Origin of the sequence: Streptomyces pristinaespiralis, from assembly GCF_001278075.1 — a bacterium.
In the GTDB taxonomy this organism is placed as follows: domain Bacteria; phylum Actinomycetota; class Actinomycetes; order Streptomycetales; family Streptomycetaceae; genus Streptomyces; species Streptomyces pristinaespiralis.
Window position 1 is genome coordinate 2,120,054 of the sequence record NZ_CP011340.1, and the last position, 25,972, is coordinate 2,146,025.

Annotated in this window: 19 protein-coding genes; 8 read left to right on the forward strand and 11 right to left on the reverse strand. The window is 71.1% G+C overall.

Annotation, left to right across the window (positions count from 1 at the left end; all coding sequences use genetic code 11):
* Positions 1–196: 196 nt before the first annotated feature.
* Entirely contained in the window at positions 197–1,726 is a 1,530-nt protein-coding gene (locus SPRI_RS08915) for a helix-turn-helix domain-containing protein (RefSeq protein WP_005310563.1), read from the forward strand.
* Between the two features lie 98 nt (positions 1,727–1,824).
* Here the strand turns inward: SPRI_RS08915 and SPRI_RS08920 are convergent, their stop codons facing one another.
* Complete coding sequence (locus tag SPRI_RS08920; protein ID WP_005310565.1) at positions 1,825–4,653, reverse strand: beta-L-arabinofuranosidase domain-containing protein; 2,829 nt, start codon at positions 4,651–4,653, stop codon at positions 1,825–1,827.
* Positions 4,654–4,930: 277 nt separating this feature from the next.
* Between SPRI_RS08920 and SPRI_RS08925 the strand changes: the two genes are divergently transcribed.
* Complete coding sequence (locus tag SPRI_RS08925) at positions 4,931–8,884, forward strand: glycoside hydrolase family 2 TIM barrel-domain containing protein (protein ID WP_005310567.1); 3,954 nt, start codon at positions 4,931–4,933, stop codon at positions 8,882–8,884.
* Positions 8,885–8,984: 100 nt separating this feature from the next.
* Here the strand turns inward: SPRI_RS08925 and SPRI_RS08930 are convergent, their stop codons facing one another.
* Positions 8,985–9,461: an RrF2 family transcriptional regulator gene (locus SPRI_RS08930; RefSeq protein WP_037773511.1), complete on the reverse strand. Its 477-nt coding sequence runs from the start codon at positions 9,459–9,461 to the stop codon at positions 8,985–8,987.
* 150 nt (positions 9,462–9,611) lie between these two features.
* On the opposite strand from SPRI_RS08930, the gene SPRI_RS08935 reads away from it, so the two are divergent.
* Positions 9,612–10,340: an SDR family oxidoreductase gene (locus tag SPRI_RS08935; RefSeq protein WP_005310571.1), complete on the forward strand. Its 729-nt coding sequence runs from the start codon at positions 9,612–9,614 to the stop codon at positions 10,338–10,340.
* A 38-nt stretch (positions 10,341–10,378) separates the two neighbouring features.
* Here SPRI_RS08935 and SPRI_RS08940 read toward each other — a convergent pair whose 3' ends face one another.
* The gene (locus SPRI_RS08940; RefSeq protein WP_037773513.1) at positions 10,379–11,221 is read right to left on the reverse strand and encodes a hypothetical protein; all 843 of its coding nucleotides are present in this window, start codon (positions 11,219–11,221) and stop codon (positions 10,379–10,381) included.
* Positions 11,222–11,573: 352 nt separating this feature from the next.
* On the opposite strand from SPRI_RS08940, the gene SPRI_RS08945 reads away from it, so the two are divergent.
* The gene (locus SPRI_RS08945; RefSeq protein WP_005310575.1) at positions 11,574–12,410 is read left to right on the forward strand and encodes an alpha/beta fold hydrolase; all 837 of its coding nucleotides are present in this window, start codon (positions 11,574–11,576) and stop codon (positions 12,408–12,410) included.
* Positions 12,411–12,517: 107 nt separating this feature from the next.
* Here SPRI_RS08945 and SPRI_RS08950 read toward each other — a convergent pair whose 3' ends face one another.
* The 4 genes from SPRI_RS08950 to SPRI_RS08965 form a co-directional block, all read right to left on the reverse strand.
* The gene (locus SPRI_RS08950) at positions 12,518–12,973 is read right to left on the reverse strand and encodes an SPW repeat protein (RefSeq protein WP_005310576.1); all 456 of its coding nucleotides are present in this window, start codon (positions 12,971–12,973) and stop codon (positions 12,518–12,520) included.
* A 130-nt stretch (positions 12,974–13,103) separates the two neighbouring features.
* Positions 13,104–14,588 carry an MFS transporter gene (locus SPRI_RS08955; protein WP_037773514.1) on the reverse strand — a complete coding sequence of 495 codons (1,485 nt, stop codon included), beginning with the start codon at positions 14,586–14,588 and terminating at the stop codon, positions 13,104–13,106.
* 188 nt (positions 14,589–14,776) lie between these two features.
* Positions 14,777–15,175 carry a RidA family protein gene (locus tag SPRI_RS08960; protein WP_005310582.1) on the reverse strand — a complete coding sequence of 133 codons (399 nt, stop codon included), beginning with the start codon at positions 15,173–15,175 and terminating at the stop codon, positions 14,777–14,779.
* Positions 15,172–16,296: an acyl-CoA dehydrogenase family protein gene (locus tag SPRI_RS08965; RefSeq protein ID WP_005310583.1), complete on the reverse strand. Its 1,125-nt coding sequence runs from the start codon at positions 16,294–16,296 to the stop codon at positions 15,172–15,174. Before SPRI_RS08965 ends, SPRI_RS08960 begins: the two co-directional genes overlap by 4 nt.
* Positions 16,297–16,449: 153 nt before the next feature.
* On the opposite strand from SPRI_RS08965, the gene SPRI_RS08970 reads away from it, so the two are divergent.
* From SPRI_RS08970 to SPRI_RS08980, 3 genes are read left to right on the forward strand one after another with little or no spacing between them, the layout of a single operon-like run.
* Positions 16,450–18,066, forward strand: a complete 1,617-nt coding sequence (locus SPRI_RS08970) for an AMP-binding protein (protein ID WP_005310585.1) — start codon at positions 16,450–16,452, stop codon at positions 18,064–18,066.
* A gap of 4 nt (positions 18,067–18,070) precedes the next feature.
* Positions 18,071–18,889, forward strand: a complete 819-nt coding sequence (locus SPRI_RS08975; RefSeq protein ID WP_005310587.1) for a PaaX family transcriptional regulator — start codon at positions 18,071–18,073, stop codon at positions 18,887–18,889.
* The gene (locus SPRI_RS08980; RefSeq protein ID WP_005310589.1) at positions 18,886–19,320 is read left to right on the forward strand and encodes a hypothetical protein; all 435 of its coding nucleotides are present in this window, start codon (positions 18,886–18,888) and stop codon (positions 19,318–19,320) included. Before SPRI_RS08975 ends, SPRI_RS08980 begins: the two co-directional genes overlap by 4 nt.
* Here the strand turns inward: SPRI_RS08980 and SPRI_RS08985 are convergent.
* Both SPRI_RS08985 and SPRI_RS08990 read right to left on the reverse strand, forming a co-directional pair.
* Positions 19,307–21,769 (reverse strand): bifunctional salicylyl-CoA 5-hydroxylase/oxidoreductase, encoded by a 2,463-nt coding sequence (locus tag SPRI_RS08985; RefSeq protein WP_078535223.1) that lies wholly within the window; start codon positions 21,767–21,769, stop codon positions 19,307–19,309. The two genes, SPRI_RS08980 and SPRI_RS08985, sit on opposite strands and share 14 nt — an antisense overlap.
* Position 21,770: 1 nt before the next feature.
* Positions 21,771–22,598, reverse strand: coding sequence for an enoyl-CoA hydratase family protein (locus SPRI_RS08990; protein ID WP_005310594.1), 828 nt, complete (start codon positions 22,596–22,598; stop codon positions 21,771–21,773).
* Positions 22,599–22,829: 231 nt separating this feature from the next.
* Here SPRI_RS08990 and SPRI_RS08995 point away from each other — a divergent pair, with 231 nt between their 5' ends.
* Complete coding sequence (locus tag SPRI_RS08995) at positions 22,830–23,255, forward strand: ATP-binding protein (protein WP_005310596.1); 426 nt, start codon at positions 22,830–22,832, stop codon at positions 23,253–23,255.
* Positions 23,256–23,275: 20 nt separating this feature from the next.
* On the opposite strand, the gene SPRI_RS09000 is transcribed toward SPRI_RS08995, so the two are convergent.
* A complete protein-coding gene (locus tag SPRI_RS09000; RefSeq protein ID WP_005310597.1) occupies positions 23,276–24,706 on the reverse strand; it encodes an amino acid permease in 1,431 nt (476 codons plus the stop codon).
* Between the two features lie 219 nt (positions 24,707–24,925).
* Complete coding sequence (gene argF, locus SPRI_RS09005; protein WP_005310598.1) at positions 24,926–25,957, reverse strand: ornithine carbamoyltransferase; 1,032 nt, start codon at positions 25,955–25,957, stop codon at positions 24,926–24,928.
* Positions 25,958–25,972: the final 15 nt, after the last annotated feature.

The following is a 25,972-nucleotide window of genomic DNA, read 5'->3' on the forward strand; positions in this document are numbered from 1 at the left end:
AGGGCCTGCCCTACCTTCCATTTGTCCTGATTCATCGTCCATTTCGGCATTTACGCATTCGCGCCCGGATGCGCTCCGGTTGCCGACGGCCGGCGACGGGCTCACCATGGGGAACAGGCTCTGCTCATGACGGAGCGTCACCCGGACGGCCGCCCCCGATGCGACTCCATCTCATATGTGAGATAGCCTCGCGGTCATGTCAGACGACTACCTCGTACGTATCGGCAAGCTCATCCGTGACGCCCGGCAACATCGTGGCTGGACACAGACGCAGCTCGCCGAAGCACTCGGCACCAGCCAGAGCGCGGTGAACCGCATCGAGCGCGGCAACCAGAACATCAGCCTTGAGATGATCGCGCGCATCGGCGAAGCGCTCGACAGCGAAATCGTCTCTCTCGGTTATGCCGGCCCGATGCATCTGCGCGTGGTCGGCGGGCGCCGGCTCTCCGGCTCCATCGACGTCAAGACGAGCAAGAACGCCTGCGTGGCACTGCTCTGCGGTTCCCTGCTGAACAAGGGCCGCACGGTGCTGCGCCGCGTCGCCCGGATCGAAGAGGTCTACCGGCTGCTGGAGGTCCTGGGCTCCATCGGGGTACGGACCCGTTGGATCAACGACGGACACGACCTGGAGATCGTTCCGCCGGCCGGCTTCGACATGGACTCGATGGACGTGGAGGCCGCCCGCCGGACCCGGTCCATCATCATGTTCCTCGGTCCCCTGCTGCACCGGATGGACAACTTCCGCCTGCCGTACGCCGGCGGCTGCGACCTCGGGACGCGGACCATCGAGCCGCACATGATCGCCCTGCGCCGCTTCGGCCTGGACATCACGGCGACGGAGGGCATCTACCACGCGGTGGTGGACCGCTCCGTCTCCCCGGGGCGTCCCATCGTGCTGACCGAGCGCGGTGACACCGTGACCGAGAACGCGCTGCTGGCGGCCGCCCGGTACGACGGCGTCACCGTCATCCGCAACGCGTCCTCCAACTACATGGTCCAGGACCTGTGCTTCTTCCTGGAGGCGCTCGGCGTCAAGGTCGAGGGCGTCGGCACGACGACACTGACCGTGCACGGCGTCCCGAACATCGACGTCGACGTCGACTACTCCCCCTCCGAGGACCCGGTCGAGGCGATGAGCCTGCTGGCCGCCGCCGTCGTGACCGAGTCCGAGCTGACGATCCGCCGGGTGCCGATCGAGTTCCTCGAGATCGAGCTCTCGGTGCTCGAGGAGATGGGCCTCGACCACGACCGCACCCCCGAGTACGCCGCGGACAACGGGCGCACCCGGCTGGTGGACCTGACCGTGCGGCCCTCCAAGCTCGAGGCGCCCATCGACAAGATCCACCCGATGCCGTTCCCCGGCCTGAACATCGACAACGTGCCGTTCTTCGCGGCGATCGCCGCCGTGGCCCAGGGCCAGACCCTGATCCACGACTGGGTCTACGACAACCGGGCCATCTACCTGACGGACCTCAACCGCCTCGGCGGCCGGCTCCAACTCCTCGACCCGCACCGCGTCCTGGTGGAGGGCCCGACCCGCTGGCGCGCCGCCGAGATGATGTGCCCGCCCGCGCTGCGCCCGGCGGTGGTGGTCCTTCTCGCGATGATGGCCGCCGAGGGCACGTCGGTGCTGCGCAACGTCTACGTGATCAACCGCGGCTACGAGGACCTGGCCGAGCGGCTGAACTCGGTGGGGGCGCAGATCGAGATCTTCCGCGACATCTGAGCCACGGACGCGCGGTGTGCCCCGGCGCGGGCCGGGGCACACCCCCGTCCGCACCGTCGTACCGGCTCCGGTGCGACGGTGCGACGGTGCGGGCCGCATTACGCGAACCGGGCCCGCCGGGCCGTTTCCTCGACGCGTCGGCGCTGGGACTCCGTCATCAGGGTGTCGCCGACCCAGCGGGCCGTCACCGAGCCGACGTGCCTGCGGAATGCCGCCTGGGAGGCGAAGGGGGCGGCGGCCCACACCTCGTCGAGGAAGGACGTGCCGTCGCTCCGCCGGGGGTTCTCGACGCCCGAGTCGAGACCGGCGAAGACGATGCGCGGCTCCTCCCGCCGGAAGTACGCGTGGTAGGCGTGCGTCGTGCCCTCGAAGAACGGGGCGATCCCGACCCCGTCGAGCAGGAAGTGCAGCGGCCGGCCCGGCACGGGTGTGAGTGCCTGCACCAGGTCGCCCGACAGCGACGCCGAGGGGAAGAGACCGAACCTCAGGAACTCACGCTGCTCGTGCCGCGCCACCAGGTGCACGGGCCCGTACATCAGGCACTGCACGTCGTGGTCGTCCAGCGCCGGTTCGGTCCGCAGGGTGAAGGGCATCGAGATCTCGACGGTGTCTCCGTCGCGCCAGGCGCGGGAGACGGTCAGGTAGCTGCCCGGCGCCGCTCCGCCGTGGTGCGCACGGCCGTTCACGCGTACAAAGAAGCCGGCGTCCGCCCAGTGCGGCACCCGCAGGTGCAGGTCGAACGTCCCTGATCCCGCGATCCGGAGCGTCGAGCCCTGCTCGTACGGGAACCGGGTCGTCTGCGTCACCCGCACGCCGCGGTCGGTCCAGTCCAGCGTGGATGCCATGTACAGGTTCACGTAGAGGCCCGAGCCGTCGCGGGTACGGAAGTAGACCGAGTCCTGGTACTTCGTCGCGCTCTCGATGCCGGTGCCCTCGCAGCAGGTCGTTCCCTGCTTCGGCGTGAAGTCCCGGACCGCGCCGGGCGCGAGGCCGATGAAGTACGTCATGAGCGGCAGTTCGGCGTCGGCCAGGTCCTGCTTGGAGCCGAGGATCTGGTTGAACAGCGTCCGCTCGTAGTGGTCCGCGTACTTGGGGTCCTGCTCGTGGAGGAACAGCAGCCGGCTCAGCTTCAGCATGTTGTGCGCGCAGCACGTCTCCGCGGTGGTGTCGCCGAGCGTTCCCGCGATGACCCCGGCGTCACGCCAGAACTCGCCGGTGCTGGTGCCGCCGATGCCGTACATCCGGGTCGGGACGACCATGTCCCAGAAGTTGCGGGCGGCTGTCAGGTAACGCTCCTCGCCGGTGGCGTCGTGGAGCCGGATCAGGCCGGTGAAGATCGGGATGTGCTGGTTGGCGTGCAGCCCGCTGAGCACGTCGCGGTTCTCCGCACAGGCGTCGATGAGCGGGTCCAGGTCGAACATCCGGGCCAGCTCGAGGTGTTCGGCCCTGCCGGTGAGGGAGTGGACGTCGACGACCGCCTCGACCATTCCGCCGTACTCCCCGCTGGAGAAGAGGCCCCACATCCGCCGGCGTGTGGCGGAGGGGAGCAGGGCCAGCCGGGAGTGCATCCAGTCGCACATGCCCGAGGCGAGGTCGAGCGCGCGAACGTCGCCGGTGCTCAGGTGGGCGTCCAGCAGTCCCTTGAGGATCTTGTGCGCGGTGTAGTACGGCGCCCATACGACCGTGTAGTCCGGGGAGGTCATGCTCTCCAGCGTGATGAACTGGGTCTCGGGATAGGCCGCGAGAAAGCCCGGGTGCGTCGGGCGGCCCCAGGTGCGGCGCAGCACGGCGGGGCCGTTGCGGTCACCCGCGTCGGCGAAGCTGCCGCCCGCGGTCTCCTCCAGCGGGTACGACGCCACGTCCCCCGCGCCCGCCGCGCACTCGTGCGCCGGCCGGCCCTGAAGTTCCGAGAGCTCCGTCGGCGTCAGGGCGCGGGACCAGATGTCGAGCCCGCAGAAGGCTCCGGCGTACACGGGGTCAAAGGCGTAGTTCGAGCGCCCGAGCCAGTTGTTGGCGAGCTGCCCGAGGACGGCGGGGTTCAGCGTCATACCGCTGCGCGTACCGACGGCGACGCCGTCGACGTGGAGCGTGCCGACCGATCCCCTGAGGGTGACGGCGACGTGGCTCCACCGGTTCAGGGGCAGCGGGGCGGTGCCGTCGATGCCCTGCTCCTGGGCGGCGCCTGCGGTGGTGATCGCGAAACGCGGGACACCGGCGGCATCGCTCTGCGCCAGGTAGAGGTAGCGGTCGGTGCCGTCTCCGAAGTCCCAGACGCGGGCCCAGTTCGCGGAGTGGGCCGGCCTGACCCATACGGCGATCGTGAGGTCGGACGCTCCGCCCAGCACGGTCGCGGGGAGGTCCACGAACTGGTAGGACCCCCGGGGGTTCTCGGCCGCGGTGGTGAACCGCCCCGGAACGCTGAGCACCGCGGGGTCGCGGCGCAGCGCCTCGCGGCACTCGGCGAGTCCGTCCACCATCGTGCCGATCTTGTCGGCGAACACCTGCTCCCTGGTGCTGACATACGCCTGGGACAGCATCGAGAGGAAGTGCCCGGTGAAGTGGCCGCGCAGATTGCCGCGTGCCTCACCGTCGAGTCCCTCCCAGCCGCCGGGCGCGACGGCGCCGCGTGTCGACAGTCCCGCGTTCGCCCGGAACACCTGGAGCAGCCGGTGGACGTCGTAGCTCCGCCCGAAGTCGAGCACGAGCGACCGTTTGTCCGCGAACAGGCCGGCGCCGAGCGCCGCGTCACCGAGAGGGAAGGGTTGTGCCGTCCACATCGATGGGGTGGCCGGCGCAGCGGGACCGGGACCGGCCGCCGTCACCAGCGAGGCCGCGGACGCCGTCCCGGCCGAGGACCCCAGCAGGGGCAGTGCGCCGACCAGGGACGCGCCGGCGAGGAATTGGCGGCGGCCGAACGGTGAGGACATGGGGGGTGTGCTCCTTGGTTGTCCGGCCGTCGAGCACGACGCGCCTCAACGTTCGAAATACCGAACATTGTGCGGTATTTCGCTGACCCGCCGAAGAATGTCGCTCCCGTGAGCCCTCGTCAACACCCCCGCCGGGAACAGGACATGCTGCCCTCGGGACCGTTGACACACCCCCCTCGCGTCACTACCGTCCCCCACGATTTCGAACGCCTGACGAAATATCGAACGACCAGAACGCAGCACGGTCAGCGACAGGTCAGCGACAGGGGTCCCCTTCATGCAGCACTCGTCCCGCCCCGAGCAGCCCGCCCGCCCTCCCCATGGCGTCAGCCGCCGACGGCTTCTGGAAGGCGGAGCCGCGGGCTTCGGCGCGCTCGCGCTCTCCGCCCTCCCCGCCGCCCTCCCCGCCGGCTCCGTCGCACACGCCGGCGCCGCACCCGCCGCCTGGGAACCGCCGGCCAACGGCTATCCGGAGTGGAACAACAACATCGCCGTCTTCGACGTCGGTTCCGAGCCCGCGCACACCACGCTCATGCCGTACGCGGACGTCGAGCAGGCCCTCGCCGGTGACCGGACCCGCTCGCCGTGGCGGCTCGACCTCGACGGGACGTGGAGATTCGCCTACGCCGACCGCCCCGACGACCGCGACCCCGACTTCCACCGCACCGACCTCGACGACCGCTCCTGGGACACGCTCCCGGTGCCGTCCTGCTGGCAGCTGCACGGCTACGACTTCCCGATCTACACCAACATCACCTACCCCTGGTGGGGCGCCAACGGCCTGGGAGAGGAAGCGCAGCCGCCCTTCGCGCCGAGCCGCTACAACCCCGTGGGCCAGTACCGCCGCACATTCACCGTCCCGCGGCAGTGGGCGGGCCGACAGGTGTTCCTGCACTTCGAGGGGGTGAAGTCCGCCCACTACGTGTGGATCAACGGCGAGCCGGTGGGCTACCGCGAGGACTCCTTCACCTCCGCCGAGTACGACATCACCCGGCATCTCAGGCCCGGCCGGAACCAGATCGCGGTGGAGGTGTACCGCTTCTCCGACGGTGACTGGATGGAGGACCAGGACATGATCCGGCTGAGCGGGATCTTCCGCTCGGTCCATCTCTTCTCCACGCCCACCGTCCACCTGCGGGACTTCAAACTCGACACCCCGCTCAGCGACGGCTGGACGGCCGCCGAACTGTCCGTCACCGCCTCCGTGCGCGCCTACGGCGACGGCAGGGCCACCGGGAAGGGGACGTACACCGTCGAGACCCAGCTCTACGACGCGGACGGGCACCCCGTCTGGTCCCGCCCGCTGCTGCAGTCCGCCGACCTGACCAACGCCCCGGCCGGGGAGGACGTGACCGTGCGGGCCACCAAGGCCGTGCCGGAACCGAAACTGTGGTCCGCCGAGCACCCGAACCTCTACACCGCCGTCCTGCGGCTACGGGATCCCGCGGGCAAGGTGACCGAGACCCTCTCGCACCGGGTCGGTTTCCGGGAGTTCGCCCTGAAGGACGGGCTGATGCGCATCAACGGCAGGCCCGTCTCCCTGCGCGGCACCAACCGGCACGAGATGCACCCCGACCGGGGCATGTCGCTGACCCGCGCGGACATGGTCAAGGACATCGAGGTCATCAAGCGGCTGAACATGAACACCGTGCGCACCTCGCACTATCCCAACAACCCGCTGTGGCTGGAGCTGGCCGACGAGTACGGCCTGTACATCGTGGACGAGACCAACCTCGAGACCCACGGCATCCGCGGCGACTACCCCGGCAACCGTCCCGACTGGACCGAGGCGTGCGTGGCCCGCGCCAGGAACATGGTCCACCGCGACAAGAACCACGCCTCCGCCGTCATCTGGTCCCTCGGCAACGAGGCCGGCGCGGGCTCCGCCTTCGTCGCCATGCACGACTGGATCCGCTCCTACGACCCCACCCGGGTCATCCAGTACGAGGGCGACGACCGGCCGGGGATCAGCGACATCCGCTCGGAGATGTACACCAGGCCGGCGCAGGTCGAGCAGCGCGCCGAGGACACCACCGACACCCGGCCGTTCGTCCTGATCGAGTACTCCCACGCGATGGGCAACTCCAACGGCAACTTCAAGAAGTACTGGGACATCATCCGCCGCCACGACGTGCTGCAGGGCGGCTGGATCTGGGACTTCGCCGACCAGTCCCTGCGCTGGCCCACGCCGACGCGCAAGCTGTTCACCGAGACCGGGCCCGGGAGGCTGAGCGGCGAGATCCTCGCCCCCAGCGGCACCTTCGACCGCGACAAGGGCGTCTTCGGGGGCACCGTCTTCGAACGCGCCGCCGGCCTCGACATCACCGGCTCGCTGACACTGGAGGCCTGGGTCACGCAGAAGGTGAGCGGTCGTCACCAGCCCATTCTGGCCAAGGGCGACACCCAGTACGCGCTGAAGCAGACCGACCGCAGTCTGGAGTTCTTCATCCACTCCGGCGGCCGGTGGATCACCGCGAGCTGGGCGCTGCCGCAGGACTGGACCGGCACCGAGCACCACATCGCGGGGGTCTTCGACGCGGCGGCGGGCACGCTGACCCTCTACGTCGACGGCGAAGCCCGGGCCACCAGGACCACCACCGGGCGGCCCGACAGCAACACCGCGCCGCTCTCGCTCGCCACCGACGCGGAGAACTGGACCCGGGAGTTCAGCGGCACCGTCCGGCGGGCGCGCGTCTACGCCCGCGCCCTGACCGCGGCCGAACTCTCCTCCGCCTCCCGCGGTCCCGGCGACGACGGTGTGCGGTTCTGGTTCGACGCCGCCACCGTCGGCCTCACGGAACGCCGGCCCTCCGAGCCGACGTTCCTCGCCTACGGCGGCGACTGGGGCGACAGCCCCAACGACGGCAACTTCGTCGCCGACGGCATCGTCACCGCCGACCGCCGCCACACCGGCAAGGCCGCGGAGATCAAGCGGGTCCACCAGGCGATCGACGTGACGGCCGGCGACACGGCCGCCGGGCGGATCACCGTCTCGGACGAGTACCTGTTCACCGACCTCCGTGAGTTCGACGGCCGCTGGGCTCTGGTCGCCGACGGTGAGACGGTGCAGAGCGGCAGGCTGACCCGCGCCCAGCTCGCCATCGCGCCGCTGACCGGCAAGGAGATCACCGTCCCCTTCAGGCTCCCGGACGACCCGGCGCCGGGCGCGGAGTACTTCCTCCAGCTGTCGTTCACCACCAAGGAGCCCACCAAGTGGGCCGAGGCCGGCTTCGAGGTGGCCCGGCACCAGCTGGCCGTCGACGCCGGCAGCCCGGCCGTCGCGCCCCGGCCCCTGGACTCCGTGCCGGTGCTCCGTCACGACGACGGCGACAGCTCCGTGACAGTGACCGGCGAGGACTTCTCCGTCACCGTCGACAAGGGCAGCGGCGTCATCACCTCCTACGAGGCGGGCGGCGACCGGCTGATCACCTCGGGCCCGGCACCGAACTTCTGGCGGGCCCCGACCGACAACGACATCGGCAACGGCCAGCCGCGCCGGAACGGCACCTGGCGTTACGCCGGGAGCGACCGGAAGGTGACGGACGTCCAGGTGCGCGTGCTGGGCGACCGTGCCGTCGAGATCACGGTCGGCGGAACCCTGCCCACCTCGACGGAGTCCACCTACACCACGACCTACACGGTCTTCGGCAACGGCGAGATCAAGGTCGACAACACCCTGCACCCGGGCTCGGCGGATCTCCCGTACATCCCGGAGGTCGGCACCATGCTGTTCCTGCCCGGGCGGCTGGAGCACCTGCGCTACTACGGCCGCGGGCCCGAGGAGAACCACTGGGACCGCAACAACGGCACCGACGTGGGCCTGTACTCCGGCACCGTCTCCGCACAGTGGACGCCCTACATCCGCCCGCAGGAGAACGGCAACAGGACGGACGTGCGGTGGGTGGCGCTGACGGACGGCAGCGGCAAGGGGCTGCTCGCCTCCGGCGAGCCGCTGCTCGAGGTCAACGCCTCGCACTTCACCCCGGAGGACCTGTCGGTCGGCGCCCGCCACGACTACCAGCTGACCCGGCGGGACGAGGTCGTACTGCGGCTCAGCCACCGGCAGACAGGTGTGGGTGGTGACGACAGCTGGGGCGCGCACACGCACGACGAGTACAAACTGTTCGCCGACAAGGACTACTCCTACACCTACCGGCTGCGCCCGTTGAGGAACGCCCAGGACGCGATGGCGGCGTCACGCCAGCCGACCTCGACGGAGTTCTCCGCCTAGGCCGGCCGGTTGTTCACGTCCGGACGGCGAAAACCGACGCGCCCCTTTCCGGCCCGCGCGCCTGCGGCTCGGAAAGGGGCGCGCTCTTAGGTCCGGGTCCTCATGCGTCCGACGCGGTCAGCCATTGCTTGATGCCGGCCAGCGCGCCGGGGCCGTAGTCCGATCCGACACCCTGGACCAGATCAGCGATCGAGACGGCGCGCAGTGCCGCTCGCCATGCCGCGTCCGCCCCGGCCATCGCGCGGGCGATCGCGCAGGGCGCCGTGCACGACTCGGCCGGGGTGGCCAGCGGGCCCCTCTGGCGGATCTCCGTGCAGGTGAAGGCCTGGCCGGGACCGTCGACCGCCTCGACCACGTCGAGCACGGTGATCGAGGCGGGTTCCCTGGTGAGCACGTACCCGCCCGCCTTGCCCTGCACCGAACGCACGAGCCCCGCGCGCGACAGGGCCTGCAGCTGCTTGGCCAGATAGCTCGCCGAGACGTCGTGCAGCTCCGCCAGCCGGGTCGCCGGGACGGGCTCCTCGACCGATGTGAGCACGACGCAGCAATGCAGGGCCCACTCGACTCCGCCGGACATCTTCACTCGGTCACTCTAACGACGCGCTTGACTCGGACAAGACATGTCCAAGTATAGTCTCGGACAGAACGTGTCCGAGTTAGCTGGATGCGGCCCGCACGCGGGGACGTATGCCATATTGCGGACATATCCCACGACGAAGGGCATGTCATGAAGTTCGCGGTCATCGGCGGTACCGGGCTCATCGGGTCCCAGGTCGTCGACCATCTGAACGCCGCCGGCCACGAAGCGGTGCCGCACGCACTGTCCACCGGGGTCGATGTCATCAGCGGCCAGGGACTGGACGAGGCGGTGGCGGGGGCGGACGTCGTCGTCAACCTCACCAACTCACCGACCTTCGACGAAGCCTCCCCGGCCTTCTTCAGGACCTCGATGGAGAACCTTCTGGCCGCGGCGGAGAAGGGCGGCGTCCGTCACTTCGTCATCCTGTCGATCGTCGGGGTGGACCAGGTGCCCGAGCTCGACTACTACCGGGCCAAGGTGCTCCAGGAGGACATCCTCAAGGCCGGACCGATCCCCTACTCGATCGTCCGCGCGACCCAGTTCATGGAGTTCATCGACGCGGTCATGTCCTGGACCGCCGACGGCGACACCGTCCGGCTGCCCGCCACGCCGATCCAGCCGATCGCCTCCAAGGACGTGGCCCGCGCGGTGGCGGAGGTCGCCGCGGGCGCCCCGCTGCAGGGCGTGCACAACATCGCCGGCCCCGAGATCTTCGCCCTGGACGAGCTGGGCCGGATCACCCTGGCCCACCACGCCGACGGCCGCACCGTCGTCACCGACCCCGCCGCCGGCATGTTCGGCACCGTCAAGGGTGACGTCCTCACCGACAAGGACGCCCACCTCGCGCCCACCCGCTACGCCGACTGGCTCTCCTGAGCAGCACGAAGGCCGGGGGCGGGCAGCCCGCCCCCGGGTCAGCGGGTGCGGACCGCCGTGACCGTGAAGCGTTCGACCTCCGCGATGTGTCCGCCGGTGGACGCGACGACCGTCAGCACCGGGTCGGCGGCGCCGGTGAAGGAGACGGTCGACCTCCACGGTTGGCTGTTGCCGCCCGCCGACATGCAGCACGAGGTGCCGAGCAGGTCCCGCGACGACGGCTGGCGCACGTCCACGCGGACGCTCTCGTCCACGCCGGTGATCCGGCCACCGACCGTCATCGGGGACCGCGCCACGGAGCCGTAGGCGGGCGTGGTCATCGAGAACGTCGTGTCGTCGGTGCCGACCACCTCCCACGGGGCGTCCGGACCGGTACCGAAGCGCACCAGGTGGATGACGGCCGCGGTTCCCGTGCTCTCCGCACCGCTCAGGCCGACGCCGATCCGGGCCTCCCTGCCCTCGACGGCCCGTGAGGTGACCCGGTCGACGGCCTCGAAGCCCAGGTAGTGCCGGGTGAAGGAGAGGGCGGTCTGCTCCGGGTCCAGGTGCCAGGGCTGGTGGCCGCCGGAGCGGAAGGCACGCTCCCACTCGCGGGCCTGGGTGAGTGTCGTGAAGGGCCACAGCGGCTGGAGGTCCGAGAAACCGGGCAACGGCGAGCTGCTTGCCGGCGAGGACGCGGTCGCCGAGGGCGTGCCCGGCGCGGTGGTGGCCGGCGGGTCGGGCGCGGGCGCGGACTGAGGGGGCGAGGACGTCGCGGTCCGGGAGGACGGCGGTTCCGACGCTCCGGCCGGCCCGCCGGAGCCCGTGCAGCCGACGAGTGCCCATACGGTCATGACCGTCACGGCGACGAGCCGGAACGGAAGCGGGAGCCTGGTGTTCATCGATCCCCCAGGAAACGAGTGACGGCCGCGCCTTGTGCGTGCGGCCATGGTGCCACCCCTGCGAAGCGCGTCACAGAGCGCGCGTACCGGCGCCCGCGGAATCCGCCCGATTGCTTGCCGAATCCGCGCCCGGGGGCGGCCGGAAACTGTTGGAAATCTTTCGGAATCCGGCCCGCGGACCACGCCGGGCAGAGATCTTCACCCATTCGGACAAGCTCGCCGGACACCGGTTCGACATGCCGGAATGATGTCGTGGAATGCGTTCGCACTCCTCGCCGTCGTGCGGCGGATCTTATGCCGCGGGAACGGCGGCCAGGACGATCCGCCTGTTCAGCGAAGGGATGCCGCACTGATGCCGAGGATCGAACTGAACACCGGTAAAGACGCCACCGTCGAACTCCACTACGAGGACTTCGGCAGCGGAAGACCGGTCGTACTCGTCCACGGCTGGCCGCTGAGCAGCCGCTCGTGGGAGAAGCAGCTGGCGCCGCTGGTGGAGTCCGGTTATCGCGTCATCACCTATGACCGCCGTGGATTCGGGCAGTCGTCGCAGCCGTGGGACGGCTATGAATACGACACCCTCGCGGACGACCTCGGCGCCCTTCTCGTCCATCTCGACCTCACCGATGTGACGCTGGTCGGCTTCTCCATGGGCGGTGGGGAGGTGGTCCGCTACATCAGCATCTACGGGACCGGGCGGGTCAGGCAGGCCGTGCTGGCGGCCGCCGTACCGCCGTATCTCTACCGGTCCGCGCACAACCCCGAAGGAGGCCTGGACGACGCCACGATCAGCCGCTTCGAGGTGGCTGTCCTCGAGGACCGGCCGGCCTTCATCGACGGGTTCGTCACCGACTTCTTCCGGGTCGGCGAGCGCACCGACCTGGTCAGTGCGGCGCAGCACGCCTACAACGTCGGCCTCGCCGCCGTGGCCTCCCCCAAGGGCACGCTCGACTGCATCGCGGCGTTCGCGCGCACCGACTTCCGCGACGACCTCGCCGCGGTGGACGTGCCGACCCTGGTCGTCCACGGGGACTCCGACGCCATCGTCCCCTTCGAGGTCAGCGGCAGGCGCACGCACGAGAGCCTCGTCGACAGCCGCCTGGTGCTGATCGAGGGCGCTCCCCACGGGCTGAACGTGACGCACGCGGACCGGTTCAACCAGGCGCTCCTGGAATTCCTCGCCTCCTGAGGGGCCGAGCGGGGGCGTCGTACGCCCCGCGCCTGGCGGCCCCCGGCAGGGCGAAGGGCCCCGGTTCCTTGTCCGCCGGGACCCTTCACCGTGACAAGCGGTGGCTGTCAGCCGGGGCCGCGCCTGCGGCCGCCGCCGCCGCTGCCACCGCGTCCGCCTGCCGCAGCGGCCATGGCCAGGCCGCAGATCAGTGCGACCGCACCGACGATGACGTTGCTGACGACGCTGCGGGTCGTGTCCATCTCTCCGGCGACGACCCATGGGGAAATGATCGTCCATGCGCCGATGGCGCATGCCGCCCACGCCATGGCGTGGGTGCGCTCGTACGCGGAGCTGAAACCGCCCATGCACAGGGCGAAGGCGATACCGGTGATCAGGTTGCTCACGGCCAGGTTGGTCAGTCCGCTGAAGCCGACGATCCATGGGGATGCCGCCAGGAAGAGACCGGTGACAAGGCCCAGGGTCTCCACGGCCTGGGCGCGCGGAGTGGTCGTCGCCCGCTCGAAGCGGGAACGCATCTCGGCCAGGTCCGGGTGTTGCTCGATGTCTGCGTGGGTGGTCATGGTGGACGCCGCCTCCTACCAGCAGCCTTATGTGTCCTTTATGTCCATGGAACGCCTATAAGGTCCACGGGTCAATGGGCAATATCTCCTGATACGGGCCGACTTCCCTGCGTCGAGGCGGCGCCGGGCATCAGGTACCCGGACCGGGCGTGACTCCGCCCTTGAGCCGTTCCAGGTCGGACGGGCGGACCTGGATGGCCAGCAGCGCGATCAGCGCCGCCAGCACCGCGAAGACCGCCGCCATGATGAACGCCGCGGAGACGCCCGCGGTCAGCACCTGGTCTCCCCACGGCGGCGGGAGTTCGCCGGTGCGCTGGAAGGCGAGCCGCTCGGCCGGGGGCGCCTCCGCCATGAACCGCGGGATCAGGTCCTTCGCCTCGTTGGTGCTCGCCGTGCCGAAGACCGTGACCAGGATCGACAGGCCGAGCGAACCGCCCACCTGCTGAGTGGCGTTCAGCAGCCCGGACGCCGCGCCGGACTCGTGCACCGGCACGTTGGAGAGCGCCATCAGCGTCAGCGAGACGAACTGCATACCCATGCCCAGGCTGAACACCAGCATCGGCCCGAGGATGCTGCCCGCGTAGGTGGAGTGGATGTCGGTCAGCGTCAGCCATGCCAGTCCGGCGGCGGCCAGTACGGCGCCCGTCACCATGAAGGGTTTGGGGCCGTACTTCGGCAGCAGTTGCGAGGCCAGGCCGGCGCCGATGGTGATGACCGCGCTGACCGGGAGGAAGGCCAGGCCGGCGCGCAGGGGCCCGAAGCCCAGCACGTTCTGGACGAACAGGGTCAGGAAGAAGAACATGCCGAACATGGCGGCGGCGAGCGCCAGCATCATGCCGTACGTGCCCGCCCTGTTGCGGTCGGCGAACATGTGCAGCGGCGTGATCGGCTGTTTCGAGCGCCTTTCGATGGCGAGGAACGCGCCGAGCAGCACGACGGCCGCGGCGAACGACGCGAGCGTCCACGCGTCGCCCCAGCCCTCCTGCGCGGCGCGGATGAACCCGTAGACCAGTGCCACCATGCCGAGCGTGGAGGTCAGCGCACCGGCGAAGTCGAAGTGGCCGGGGTGGCGCTCCGACTCCTTGATCCAGCGGGGCGTGGCGAGCGCGATGAGCAGTCCGATCGGCACGTTGACGAACAGCACCCAGCGCCAGTCGAGCCATTCGACGAGCATGCCGCCGGCGAGCAGACCGATGGCGCCGCCGCCCGCGGACACGGCCGCGAACACGCCGAACGCCCGGTTGCGTGCCGGGCCCTCGGTGAACGTGGTGGTGATCAGCGCGAGCGAGGTCGGCGAGGCGATCGCGCCGCCGACGCCCTGGAGGGCCCGGGCGGCGAGCAGCTGGCCGGAGTTCTGCGCGAGTCCGCCGAGCAGGGACGCCAGCACGAAGAGCAGCACACCGAAGATGAAGACGCGCCGCCTGCCGAGGATGTCACCGACCCGGCCGCCGAGCAGCAGCAGACCGCCGAAGGTGAGCGTGTAGGCGTTGACCACCCAGGACAGGCTGGTGGTGGAGAAGTCCAGGGAGCTCTGGATGTGCGGCAGCGCGATGTTCACGATGGTGATGTCGAGGACCACCATCAGCTGGCAGGACGCGATGACGAACAGTGCCATTCCGTTTCCGCCACCGCGATCGGGGGCGGCGGTCGTGACGGAGGAGGTCGGCTGCGGAGTCGTCATGGCGCATCGTGCCTCGTGAGGGGTCCCCCGGGCGCGGGGTGTGAACGGGGCCGTCCACTGTTCGACGTTAAGCCTGTCGGGTGAAGCCTCACCAGTCGATCAAGAGGCCCGGACCGCCCGGCTCAGGGCAGCACCGCCACCCCGTCCACCTCGACCAGGCACTGCTCGTCCCACAGCCGTACGACCCCGACGACGGCCATGGCCGGGTAGTCACGTCCCGCCAGGCGCCGCCAGACGCGGCCCAGTTCGCGGGCATGGACCCGGTAGTCGGCGACGTCGGTCGCGTAGACGGTGACCCGGGCGAGGTCGTGCGGGGTGCCGCCGGCCGCGGCGAGCGCGGTGAGGAGGTTCGACAGGGCCGTCTCGAACTGCTCGGGGAGCGTGTCGCCGACGACCTTGCCGTCCGTGTCCAGCGCGGTCTGGCCGGCCAGGAAGACCAGACGGCTCCCGGTGGCGGTGACGGCGTGGGAGAAGCCGGTGGGCGGGGAGAGCTCGGCCGGGTTGTGGCGGGACAGGGTCATGCGCGGGCCTCCTCGGCGTAGAGCTCCTTGGCGATGATCGTGCGCTGCACCTCGGTGGCGCCCTCGTAGATCCGGGGGGCGCGGACCTCGCGGTAGAGGTGCTCGAGGAGATGGCCCCGCTGGAGGGCGCGGGCGCCGTGCAGCTGGACCGCGGAGTCCACGACGTACTGGGCTGTCTCCGTCGCGAGCAGCTTGGCCATCGCCGCCCGCTTGGGCACGTCGGCGGCCCCCGCGTCGTACGCGGACGCGGCGGCGTGGACGAGCAGCCGGGCGGCCTCGGTCCGGGTGGCCATCTCGGCGACGGTGTGGGCGACGGACTGGAGGTCGCTCAGCGGGCCGCCGAACGCCCGTCGGGCGGCGGTGTGGGCGAGGGTCGCGTCGAGGGCCGCCTGCGCCATGCCGACGGCGAACGCGCCGACGCTGGGACGGAAGAGGTTGAGGGTGCTCATGGCGACACGGAAGCCGCGGTCCGGCTCGCCGAGCAGGTCGTCGGCCGTGACGGGTACGTCGTCGAAGGTGAGCGCGCCGATCGGGTGCGGGGAGAGCATCTCCAGCGCACTGCCTGCGAGGCCGGGGCGGTCGGCGGGGACGAGGAACGCGGTGACGCCGCGGGCGCCCGCCCCTTCGGTGGTACGGGCGAAGACGGTGTAGAAGTCGGCCTCCGGGGCGTTGGAGATCCACCGCTTCTCGCCGCTGAGCCGCCAGCCGCGGCCGTCGGGCACCGCTTTCAGGGCGAGGGCGGCGGCGTCGGAGCCGGCCTCCGGCTCGCTGAGCGCGAAGGCGGCGACGGCCCGGCCCGCGACGACCTCGGGGAGCCAGCGGTCGCGCTGCGCGTCGGTACCCGCCCGGACGAGCGGTGAGGTGCCGAGCCCTTGGAGTGCGAGGGCGGTCTCCGCCTCCGTGCAGCCGTACGCCAGGGACTCGCGCAGCAGGCACAGTTCGAGCGCTCCGGCCGTGAACAGGCGTTCCAGCAGACCCAGTTCTCCGAGTTCACGGACCAAGGGGCGGTTGACGCGGCCCGGTTCGCCCTTCTCCGCGAGCGGACGGAGTCGTTCCTCCGCCAGGGAGCGCAGCCGCGCGCACCAGGCGGTCTGTACCGGATCGAGCGAGAATACGGACATTCGTGCTCCCACTGAGAACGGCCTGGACGGTCCGCGGACAGCCGGGGACGGCCCTGCCGGGCGCCCTCGAAAAGCACGGTATCGCGAACTGTTGACTGTCGTCACTATCACGATACGCTCGTTTGGCGACGCCGACCCGACAGGGGGCGAACCATGGAGCTGACACCCTCGGCCCACCTCGACACCTTCACGCGCGACCGCCTGCCGCCCGCCGGCCAGTGGCCGAAGCTCCTCTTCGAGCTGCCGGAGCTGCGGTACCCGGACCGGCTCAACTGCGGCGAGGAGCTGCTCGACCGCACGATCGAGCGCTTCGGCGCGGACCGCCCCGTCTTCCGTTCCGGCGCGGGAGAGGTCTGGTCGTACGGGCACCTGCGTGAGCGGGTGGACCGGATCGCCCACGTCCTCACCACGGAGCTCGGGGTCGTCCCCGGCAACCGGGTGCTGCTGCGCGGGCCGACGACACCGCACCTCGCCGCGTGCTGGCTCGCCGTGATGAAGGCGGGCGCCGTGGCGGTGACCGTGCTGGCCCAGCACCGGGCCGGGGAACTGGCCACGGTGTGCGAGATCGCCTCGGTCGGCCACGCCCTGTGCGACGTGCGGACGGTCGACGAGCTGGTCAAGGCGGAGGTGCCGGGGCTGCGGATCACCACCTACGGCGGTGACGCGCCCGACGACCTGCTGGGTCTGGCCGCCGCGGCCGGGCCGGAACCCTACGAACCGGTGCGGACGGCGGCCGACGACGTCGCGCTCATCGCCTTCACGTCGGGCACCACCGGCCGCCCCAAGGGCTGCATGCACTTCCACCGGGACGTGCTGGCGATCGCCGACACGTTCTCCGCCCACGTGCTGCGGCCCGAACCCGACGACGTGTTCGCCGGCAGTCCGCCGCTCGGCTTCACCTTCGGGCTCGGCGGGCTCGTCGTCTTCCCCATGCGGGCCGGGGCCTGCGCACTGCTGCTGGAACAGGCCGGGCCTGGTCAGCTGCTGCCCGCGATCGCGGAGCACCGGGTGTCGGTGCTGTTCACCGCGCCGACCGCCTACCGCGTGATGCTCGACCAGTTCGACTCCCACGACACCCGGTCGCTGCGGCGCTGCGTGTCGGCCGGGGAGAACCTGCCCGCCGCGACCTGGCAGGCCTGGCTGGAGCGGACCGGGCTGCGGATCATCAACGGCATCGGGGCGACCGAGCTGCTGCACATCTTCATCTCCGCCGCGGACGGGGCGATCAGGCCGGGCACCACCGGGGTCCCGGTGCCCGGGTGGCAGGCGCGGGTGGTGGACGGCGAGGGCAGGCCGGTGCCGGACGGCGAGCCGGGGCTGCTGGCCGTACGCGGCCCGGTGGGCTGCCGCTATCTGGCCGACCCGCGGCAGACCCAGTACGTGCGGGACGGCTGGAATCTCACCGGCGACACCTACGTCCGCGAACCCGACGGCTGGTTCCGCTACGTCGCCCGCGCCGACGACATGATCATCTCGGCCGGGTACAACATCGCCGGCCCCGAGGTGGAGGACGCGCTGCTGCACCATCCGGACGTCGCGGAGGCGGCGGTCGTCGGCCGGCCCGACGAACTGCGGGGCCAGATCGCCGTGGCGTACGTCGTGCTGCGGGAGGGCGCCGCGACCGGTGAGGCGACGGCCGACGCCCTGCGGGACTTCGTGAAGGAGCGGCTGACGCCGTTCAAGTGCCCGCGGGAGATCGTCTTCCTGGACGCTCTGCCCCGCACACCGACCGGCAAGCTGCAGCGCTACCGGCTGCGAGCTCTAGAGTGATCACGTGGCCGAGCAGCACACCCCCAGATCCCTGATCGTCACCCTGTACGGCGCGTACGGACGCGAACGGCCGGGTCCGCTCCCCGTGGCGGAGTTGATCCGCCTGCTGGGCGCGCTGGGCGTCGACGCGCCGTCCGTGCGCTCCTCCGTCTCCCGGCTCAAACGGCGCGGGCTGCTCGTGCCGGAGCGCACGCCGGAGGGCGCGGCGGGTTACGCGCTGTCCGCGGACGCCCGGCAGCTGCTCGACGACGGGGACCGGCGGATCTACGCCCCCTCCTCCGCCGATCTGTCCGACGGCTGGGTCATCGCCGTCTTCTCCGTGCCGGAGGCCGAGCGGCACAAGCGCCACCTGCTGCGCTCGCGGCTGGTCAGACTCGGCTTCGGGGCCGCCGCACCCGGGGTGTGGATCGCCCCCGCCCGGCTCTGCGAGGAGACCCGGCACACCCTGCGGCGGCTCCGACTCGACACGTACGTCGACCTGTTCCGCGGTGAGCACCTCGGTTTCGCGGCGACGGCGGAGGCGGTCTCCCGCTGGTGGGACCTGGCGGCGATCGCCAAGCAGCACGAGGACTTCCTCGACCGGCACGAACCCGTGCTGCGTTCCTGGGACGCCCGCGAGGACACCCCCGCGGAGGCCGCCTACCGGGACTACCTGCCGGCGCTGGACTCGTGGCGGCGGCTGCCCTACGCCGACCCCGGTCTGCCGGAGGAACTGCTGCCCCAGGGCTGGCCGGGCGGGCGCTCCGCGGAGGTCTTCGGACGGCTGCACGCACGGCTGCGGGACGCGGGGGCGGCGTTCGTGACCGGTGAAACGCGGCCGTGAGCGAGGAGCTCGAACCCGTCTGGGCGGTGGCCGCGAACGTCGTGCTGTGGCGGCGTTACGGGGACCTCGGGCAGGAGCTGCGGCCCGGCACGAAGGCGTACCGGGGCGGGGCGAAGGTGTTCGTCGCGTCCGCCTACGTCGGCATGGGGCACGAGCAGCTGACCACCATCGGGCGCGGCCGGCACACCGGCCGCTGGATCACCATCGACACGGCCACCCGCCATCTGCACGGCTTCCGCGCCAAGTTGCTGTACACGCCGGCCGTGCTGCGACGGTACGCCCAGGTCACGTGGTGGCCGGTGCGGACCGAGGAGGAGGCCGTCGAGTACGCGGCGCTGCTCGAGCGGATCGCCGTCGAGCAGCGCGCCTCGTACCACGGTGGCCCGCATCCCGATCCGTGCCTGTGCCACGAGTGCCTCAGCCGAGGGTGAGCCTCGGTTTCGGCGCGTCCGTGCGGCCCGTGGGCGGCTTGCGGCTGCCCGCGCGGTACGGGAGCGGCCAGGGCGCCCCGTCACCGGTGTAGTTCTGGTCGGCCGCCGCGTGGAGCGTCCAGTTCGGGTCGTACAGGTGCGGTCGGGCCAGGGCGCAGAGGTCGGCACGGCCGGCCAGCAGGATCGAGTTGACGTCGTCCCAGGAGGAGATCGCGCCGACGGCGATCACCGGGACGTGCGCCTCGTTGCGGATCCGGTCGGCGTACGGGGTCTGGTACGAGCGGCCGTATTCGGGGCGTTCGTCGGCGACGACCTGGCCGGTGGAGACGTCGATGGCGTCGGCGCCGTGGGCGGCGAAGGCACGGGCGACGGCGACGGCGTCCTGTGCCGTCGTCCCGCCGTCGGCCCAGTCGGTGGCCGAGATCCGGACCGTCATGGGCCGGTCCTCCGGCCAGACCCCGCGCACGGCGTCGAACACCTCGAGCGGGAAGCGGAGCCGGTTCTCGAGGGAGCCCCCGTACGCGTCCTGACGCATGTTGGTCAGCGGCGAGAGGAACCCCGACAGCAGATAGCCGTGGGCGCAGTGGAGTTCGAGGAGGTCGAAACCGCTGCGGGCGGCGCGCCGGGCGGCGGCGGTGAACTGCTGCCTGATCTCGTCGAGACCCGTGCGGTCGAGGGCGTGCGGGACCTGGTTGACCCCCGGCCGGTACGGGAGCGGGGAGGCGGCGGACACCGGCCAGTTGCCGGTCGCCAGCGGCTGGTCTATGCCTTCCCACATGACCCGGGTGGAGCCCTTGCGGCCGGAGTGGCCGAGCTGGACGCCGATCGCGGTGCCGGGCGCCCGGTGGTGGACGAAGTCGGTGACGCGCCGCCAGGCGGCCGCCTGCTCGCTCGTGTAGAGACCGGTGCATCCGGGGGTGATCCGGCCCTCCGGGCTGACGCACACCATCTCGGTCATGACCAGGCCGGCCCCGCCGAGGGCGCGGGCGCCGAGGTGGACGAGGTGGAAGTCGCCGGGCATGCCGTCCTCGGCGACGTACATGTCCATCGGCGAGACGACGACACGGTTGCGCAGGGTCAGCCCGCGCAGGCGGAAGGGGGTGAACATGGGCGGCGTGTCCGGCGGGCAGCCGAAGTCCCGCTCGACCGCGTCGGTGAAGGCGGCGTCACGCAGCCGCAGGTTGTCGTGGGTGACGCGGCGGCTGCGGGTGAGGAGGTTGAACGCGAACTGGCGCGGCGGCTGGTCGGTGTGGACGGCCAGCTCCTCGAACCAGCGCAGACTGGCGGCGGCGGCGCGCTGGGTGGACTCGACGACCGGGCGGCGTTCGGTCTCGTAGGCGGCGAGCGCGGCGGGCAGGTCGGGCTGCTCCTCGACGCAGGCGGCGAGGGCGAGGGCGTCCTCGACGGCGAGTTTGGTTCCGGAGCCGATGGAGAAGTGGGCGGTGTGCGCGGCGTCGCCGAGGAGCACGATGTTGCCGTGGGACCAGCGCTCGTTGACGACGGTGCGGAAGGCGGTCCAGGTGGAGGAGTTGCCGCGCAGCGGCCTGCCGCCGAGGACCTCGGCGAAGACCTTGGCGCAGCGTTCGGTCGACTGCTGCTCGTCGCAGGTGTCGAAGCCGGCGGCACGCCAGACCTCCTCGCGCATCTCGACGATGACGGTGGAGGCACCGAACGGGTATCGCGGCCCGAAGGGCCTCGTTGAGGGGTGGTCGGGTGACGGGCGGGAGAAGGGATAGCCGTGCAGTTGCATCACGCCGTGCTCGGTCTCGGCGATCTCGAACCGGAAGGAGTCGAAGGCGAAGTCGGCTGCGAGCCAGATGTAGCGGCAGCGGTGGGTGGTGACGTGCGGCTCGAAGACGTCGGCGTGCGCCTCGCGGGTGGCGCTGTGGACGCCGTCCGCGGCGATGACGAGATCGTGGTCAGCGGCGAGTTCGGCGGCGGGCGGTGCCGGGGTACGGAACCGCAGGCGTACACCGAGGGATTCACAGCGTTCGTGGAGGATCTCGAGGAGCCTGCGGCGGCCGAGGGCGGCGAAACCGTGCCCGCCGGAGGTCAGGGTCTGCCCGCGGTGGCCGATGTCGATGTCGTCCCAGCGTACGAACTCGCGCTGGAGGGAGCGGTGGACGGTGGGGTCGGCGTGCTCGATCCCACCGAGGGTCTCGTCGGACAGCACGACGCCGAAGCCGAACGTGTCGTCGGGGGCGTTGCGTTCCCAGACGGTGATCTCGCGCGCGGGATCGAGCCGCTTGAGCAGCACGGCCGCGTACAGCCCGCCGGGCCCGCCGCCGATGACGGCGATCCGCAGAGGCCGTGCGTCCCGTGCCGGCCGGGCCTCGGTGGCCGGGGCCGTGGACCGGTCGGGGCCGGCGGCAGACGGTGCGGGCGCGGCAGGGGGTGCGGGCGCGGCAGGCGGGGTGGGCGCGGCAGGGGGCGGCGTCAGGGAGGCCATGTCAGCGGCCCTGCCACTTGGGCGGCCGCTTCTCGGTGAAGGCCGCGTGGAACTCGGCGTAGTCGTCGCCGTTCATCAGCAGCGCCTGCGTCGCCGCGTCCAGCTCGACCGACGCCGCGAGCGGCATGTCGAGCTCTGCCGTCAGCAGCGCCTTCGTCTGGGCGTACGCCAGTGCCGGGCCGTCCGCGAGGTGACGGGCGAGCTCGGCGGCCCTGGCGTCCGCCTGGCCTTCGTCGGTCAGTTCACTGATCAGGCCGATGCGCTCGGCCTCCGGTGCGCGGACCGGCTCGCCCAGCATGAGCAGACGGGTCGCGTGGCCGAGGCCGACGACGCGGGGCAGCAGATAGGCCGCGCCCATGTCACCGCCGGAGAGCCCCACCTTGGTGAAGAGGAACGCGAACCGCGCGGTCGGGTCCGCGACCCGGAAGTCCGCGGCCAGCGCCAGCACCGCGCCCGCTCCCGCCGCCACGCCGTGCACCGCGGCGATCACGGGGAAGGGGCACTCCCGCACCGCCCGTACGACCTGGCCCGTCATCCGGTTGAAGTCGAGGAGCTGGGCGGTGTCCATGGACAGGGTGGCGCCGATGATCTCGTCGACGTCCCCGCCGGAGCAGAACCCGCGTCCTTCGCCGGCGAGCACGAGGGCACGCACCGAGCGCTCCCGTGACAGCTCGGCGAGCAGGTCGCGCAGGTCGGCGTAGGCGCCGAAGGTGAGGGCGTTGAGCTTCTCCGGGCGGGCGAGGGTGACGGTCGCGACGCCGTCCTTCCTCGTCAGCCGCAGATGACGCCACTCCTGCGTACGTGGCACGGAACCGGTAAAGGGGCTCATGGAGTGGGGCCTCCCTCGGCACGGGCGGTCTGCTGCGCTGCCTCTGACTTTCGAAGCTATCACTCATTCGTGACTTCCGTCATGAGTACGCGATACGAGTGTTGCGACTCCGCGAAAGTCCCGTACCGGTTGTGGCACAGGTGCCGGCCCGACCGCGTACGCGCCCCCGGTCCGGCGTCCTCGACTTCGTAGGGTCGTGATCAGCAACTGCCACCGAACGGAAAGCCCGCCTTGTCCCCAGCAACCGATTCCGCCTCATGGCGTGTCGCGCTGCCGCACACCACGGCAGCCGTGCCCATCGCCCGCGCGCTCGTGCGTGCGGCGCTGGCGGGCGGCGACCACCCCGCACCGCCCGACCGCGACACCGCGGAGCTGCTCACGGCCGAGCTGGTCGCGAACGCCGTGGAGCACACCACCGGCGGTTCCCCCATAGAGCTCGTGGTGGAGCTGCTGCCCAAGGGCTGCCAGGTCGAGGTCCACGACCACGACCCGACGCCGCCCCACGGGCTGTCGCCGTCGGCGCCGCTGCCGCAGCCGGATCCCTGGCAGGAGCACGGCCGCGGCCTGCTCCTGATCCGGGCACTGAGCGCCGCGTGCGGTCATCGGCCCACGGCACGCGGCAAGGCGGTCTGGTTCACCCTCCCGGCGTCGGCCTGATCCGGTCCGGGGGCGCGGCGCTACGCGTCGACGAGCGGCTTCGGCTCGGTCCCGGCCTGCCGCGGGCCGGCCGCGAGACGGGAGTTCCGGCGGCCGTAGAGCGCGTAGACGACCGCTCCGGCCAGCAGGAACACGGAGAACTGGAGCCAGGTCGCCCGGCCGGTGCCCCACATCAGATACAGACAGCAGGCGACGCCGAGCGCCGGGGTGACCGGGTGGAACGGCACACGGAACCGGGTCTCGGTGTCCGGGTAGCGGCGGCGCAGCGCGATGACGGCCACGTTGACGACGGCCATGACGGCGAGCGTGCCGATGGTCGTCAGGTTCATCACCACGTCGAGCGGCACGACGGCCGCGGGGACGGCGAAGGTGGCGGCGACGATCCAGGTGCCGGCGACCGGGGTGGACGTCTTCGGGGAGACGCGCTCGAAGACCCGCGGGACGAGGCCGTCGCGGGACATGGACAGCAGGATCCGGGTCTGGCCGTACATCACGGCCAGGACGACGGAGGCGATGGCGACCAGCGCGCCGAAGGCGATCACGCCGCCGCCCACCGTGGAGCCGGTGACGTCGTTCACGATCAGCGACAGGGCCGCGGGCCGGTCGGCGACGTCGTCCGCGGACATCGCACCGATGGCGGCGAGGGCGACCAGGCAGTAGAGAAGCGTGACGACACCGATGCAGATCATGATCGCGAGCGGGATGTTGCGCCGGGGGTTCTTGACCTCCTCACCCGCCGTGGTGATCGCGTCGAAGCCGATGTACGAGAAGAAGGCGAGGGACGCGCCCGACGTGATGCCCGCCAGGTGGTGCGGCGAGAACGGCGAGAGGTTGTCCGAGGTGTACGCGGTGAACGCGATCGCGCAGAAGAGCACCAGGATCGCGATCTTGACCACGGCCATGACGGCGGTGGCACGGGCACTCTCCCGCACGCCGCGGGCCAGGAGCAGCGCCGCGAGGACCATCACGACGACAGCGGGAATGTTGACGACGCCGCCGTCACCGGGCGGGGCGGAGAGCGCCGCCGGCAGCGAGAGGCCGGTGAGGCTGTGGAGCAGTTCGTTCAGGTACTGGCCCCAGCCGACGGCGACCGCGGAGGCGGAGACGCCGTACTCGAGGAGCAGGCACCACCCGACGAGGAAGGCGGTGCGCTCGCCGAGGGTGGCGTAGGCGAAGGAGTACGAGCTGCCGGACACCGGGATCGCGCTGCCCAGCTCCGCGAAGGAGAAGGCGGTGAAGACGCAGGTGATCGCGGCGAGCGCGAAGGAGACGACGACCGCGGGCCCGGCCTCGGAGACGGAGTCGGACAGGCCGACGAAGATACCGGTGCCGACGATGGCCCCGACGCCGAAGCACACGAGCTGGAAGAGCCCCATGGTCCGGCGGAGGCCGTGTCCCTCGAGGTCGGCGCCGGAATCGGCTACAAGCTGGGCCGGGCTCTTGATACGCATGGGGGGCCGTTCTCTTCTTCGGTGGTTCGGTGGTTCGGTGGTTCGGTGGTTCGGTGAGTCGGTCGCGCGCGGGCACACGGGCGGGGGCCGGGCGGGACGCACGAGTGGGGGGCCGCGCGTACGGGACGCACGAGTGGGGTCCGGGCGTGCGAGCCCGGACCCCACTGATGACGGACATACTAGCCCGCTGTACGCATGATCACCCAATTGGGTGTATGACTATACGGATGCCTTGCTCCCGGCGGCCGTGACACCCGTCAGCGTGGCCACCATGACGGCCTTGATCGTGTGCATCCGGTTCTCGGCCTCGTCGAAGACCACCGAGTGCTCCGACTCGAAGACCTCGTCGCTGACCTCCAGCTCCGTCAGCCCGTGCCGCTCGTGGATCTCCCGGGCCACCGTGGTGCCCAGGTCGTGGAAGGCGGGCAGGCAGTGCAGGAACTTCACCCGCGGGTTGCCGGTGGCGCGCAGCACGTCCATGGTCACCGCATAGGGGGCCAGCGCCTTGATCCGCTCGTCCCAGACCTCCTTGGGCTCACCCATCGACACCCAGACGTCGGTGGCGACGAAGTCGGCGCCCCGCACACCCTCCGCGACGTCCTCGGTGAGCGTGATCGTGGCGCCGCTCGCGGCGGCGGCCTCGCGCGCCTGCGCGACGACCTCCTCGGCCGGCCAGTACGCCTTCGGCGCGACGATCCGGACGTCCATGCCGAGCAGGGCGCCGGTGACCAGGTAGGAGTTGCCCATGTTGAAGCGGGCGTCCCCGAGGTAGGCGAAGGAGAGCTCTTCCAGCGGCTTGTCGCTGTGCTCCTTCATGGTGAGGACGTCGGCGAGCATCTGGGTGGGGTGCCAGTCGTCGGTGAGGCCGTTGTAGACCGGCACGCCCGCGTGGGCGGCGAGCTCCTCCACGACATGCTGGCCGTCGCCGCGGAACTCGATGGCGTCGAACATCCGGCCGAGCACCCGGGCGGTGTCCCTGGCGGACTCCTTGCTGCCGATGTGGGAGCCCGACGGGTCCAGGTAGGTCGTCGACGCACCCTGGTCCGCGGCCGCCACCTCGAAGGAGCAGCGGGTGCGGGTCGACGACTTCTCGAAGATCAGCACGATGTTGCGGCCGCGCAGCCGCTGCACCTCGGCGCCCGAGCGCTTGGCCGCCTTGAGCTCGGCGGCCAGGTCGATCAGACCGCGGAACTCCTCGGCGGTGAAATCGAGCTCCTTGAGGAAGTGGCGGCCTTCGAGATGTATCGCCATGATGGCTGCTCCTGC